We start from the raw sequence: 2,719 nt of genomic DNA on the forward strand, positions 1-2,719 counted from the left end.
GCGTAATCCTTCGTGGTACGGCCAGGGCAAATTGGAAAATGAGACCGCCGGTCCCTCAGTAATGGCTTCGTCGTAGAACGATTCAAAGCGGACAAACTTAGCCGCCGATGTGGGTTCCACATCTTCTAGCAGTTTACGCATCGGAAACCCGAGCCAGGGAACAACCATGGCCCATGCTTCGACGCAGCGAAATCGATAAATCCGTTCTTCTAATGGAAATTTTGTGTAGAGATCGTTAAGATCGTAGGTTTTGGGGTTTTTGACTAGGCCAGCAATCTCTAGCTTCCAGGGCTCTGTTGGCAGGTTTTGCGCGTTTTCCCAAATATTTTTTGTCAAGCCAAACTCATAGAAGTTGTTGTAGCGACTGGCAAATCTCTGTTCGGTCACCGGACGTCCAGCGTCAGTAAACGCTGGATTAGTCCTGACATTGGGCAGAGGATCACCCAAAGTACCATCGAAAGTCTCAGAACCTTGGGCCGTCAGGGGGCGACCGTAGCAGCTGGTGGCAGCAATACCAAAGCCGACACCCGCTAAGTTTTTAAGAAATCGACGACGGTTGAAGTAAGCCGTTTCTGAGGTGGCTAATGTCTCAGGCAGTTGCCAGTTGGGACGAATATGAATAAAGCTCATGGCTGAAGGCTAGGGGCAGGGAGAAACAGGGCATACAACTGGAGATACCTTAGCCTATTCACCTGAACGCTAAATGAGCAGAAACTGAATGACAGCGGTAGGCGAACCGCACTGTGGCACAATTAAACCTAGTCATTAAATACCTTACGTTTAAGAAGCCCTGTGAGTACTGCTACCTCTATCCGGCGCGCCGTTTTTCCCTTTACTGCGGTCATCGGCCAAGAAGATATGAAACTGGCCCTGATCTTGAATGTCATTGACCCTAAGATTGGCGGGGTCATGATCATGGGCGATCGCGGTACTGGCAAATCTACGACTATCCGAGCACTAGCCGATCTATTGCCTGAGATCAGTGTGGTCGAAAACGATCCGTTTAACCGTGCTCCTGAGGATCCTGAGGTTAAGCAAGAATTCGACGGGCAGGCTGTTCCAGCAGGAACGATGAAGGTGCCCATGGTGGATCTACCGCTCGGTGCCACCGAAGACCGTGTGTGCGGCACCATTGATATTGAGAAGGCCCTATCTGAAGGTGTGAAAGCCTTTGAACCGGGTTTATTAGCTAAGGCTAACCGAGGGTTGCTGTATGTCGATGAAGTCAACCTGCTAGATGACCACCTCGTTGATGTCCTGCTGGACTCTGCCGCGTCAGGGCGCAATACGGTAGAGCGCGAGGGCATTTCCATTCGCCACCCGGCACAGTTCGTTTTGATCGGCTCGGGTAACCCGGAAGAAGGCGAGTTGCGTCCCCAGCTGCTGGACCGTTTTGGCATGCATGCTGAGATTCGGACAGTCAAGGATCCGGGCCAGCGCGTACAGATTGTGGACCAGCGCTCTGAGTTTGACCAAGACCCCGATGCATTTTTAGACAAATATCAGGCTGAGCAAACAGCGCTGCAGGAGAAAATCGTCAGCGCGCAGCAGCGTCTCAAGGACGTCACCATGGACCACGAGTATCGGGTGCAGATTTCCCAGGTGTGCTCTGAGCTAGATGTTGATGGTCTCCGGGGTGATATTGTGTCTAATCGCGCCGCTAAAGCATTAGCCGCCTACGAGGGGCGTACTGAAGTAACCCTTGATGACATTCAGACTGTTATTGCTCTTTGTCTGCGTCACCGTTTACGGAAGGATCCGTTGGAATCTATTGATTCTGGCTATAAGGTTGAGAAAACCTTTGGCACTGTTTTTGGGGTAACGATTCCTGATCCCTCTGCCAATGGCCGCACCCCTGTGGGTGCTCGATAGATGCGCAAACGAATCTTGGGGTTAGATCCTGGTTTAGCCATCCTAGGATTCGGCATTCTTGAATATGATCCAGCCACCACCCGAGATCTTAAACCCGATCTCGCGGTGGTTGATTTTGGCATTATTGAGACGCCTGCGGGAACAGAGGTGGGCTCACGGCTATGCACCATCTATGAGGATCTCAACAGTATTATTGAGACCTATCAGCCTGATTCTGTTTCTATCGAAAAGTTGTTTTTTTACCGCATGGGGAACACAATTTTGGTGGCCCAAGCTAGGGGAGTTGTTATGCTGGTGCTAGCGCAGCATAACCTTCCCTTTTTGGAATTTACTCCAGCTCAAATTAAGCAGGCGCTTACAGGCTATGGTAATGCTGACAAAAAAGATGTCCAAGAAGCCGTACAGCGAGAACTCAAGCTAGAAAAGATTCCTCGACCCGACGATGCTGCCGACGCTCTCGCAGTAGCTATGACCGGTTGGTTTAACTTGGATTAATCTAATTCGTCAGCATGGGTGGATTGACAGGAAAAGGTTAGTCAAAATATTTTTCACATGGCCATATTTTGGCAACTCTACTGCGAATAAGAGCTGTGAAGGGCGCACGTCGACTCAACATGCTACGGACTTCCGTTTCTAAACGAGTAATGTCAGCAGGATTTTGAGGTTTTGTGTCCAATGCGTTACGCAACTGATGAAGTTTTTCTTGCACTCTGACGTAACAATAGTCCGGACAGAAAAGCGAGAGAAATAGCCAGAAAAGCTATTCAGGCACTAAGGTTTTGTTAACAGACAAACCCACCTGAATAGCCATGACATGCATCATACCGGGTCTACTACGAAAAGTGGG

General features: G+C 49.8%; 3 protein-coding genes. 2 read left to right on the forward strand and 1 reads right to left on the reverse strand.

The genetic code is table 11. The features are described from left to right. Positions 1-630 (reverse strand): protein-methionine-sulfoxide reductase catalytic subunit MsrP (gene msrP / locus IQ260_RS29600; RefSeq protein WP_193996637.1); only part of this gene is annotated, 630 nt, incomplete at its 3' end. 162 nt (positions 631-792) lie between these two features. Between msrP and bchI the strand changes: the two genes are divergently transcribed. Both bchI and ruvC read left to right on the forward strand, forming a co-directional pair. Continuing rightward, positions 793-1,872, forward strand: a complete 1,080-nt coding sequence (gene bchI / locus IQ260_RS29605) for a magnesium chelatase ATPase subunit I (protein WP_193996638.1) — start codon at positions 793-795, stop codon at positions 1,870-1,872. Continuing rightward, positions 1,873-2,367: a crossover junction endodeoxyribonuclease RuvC gene (ruvC, locus tag IQ260_RS29610; protein ID WP_193996639.1), complete on the forward strand. Its 495-nt coding sequence runs from the start codon at positions 1,873-1,875 to the stop codon at positions 2,365-2,367. Positions 2,368-2,719 lie beyond the last annotated feature (352 nt).

It is taken from the genome of Leptolyngbya cf. ectocarpi LEGE 11479, assembly GCF_015207065.1.
Lineage (GTDB): Bacteria > Cyanobacteriota > Cyanobacteriia > Phormidesmidales > Phormidesmidaceae > Leptothoe > Leptothoe ectocarpi.

Bases quoted from the DNA above. Each gene is read 5' to 3' on its own strand.
- ruvC (WP_193996639.1), top strand. From the start codon at position 1,873: ATGCGCAAACGAATCTTGGGGTTAGATCCTGGTTTAGCCATCCTAGGA.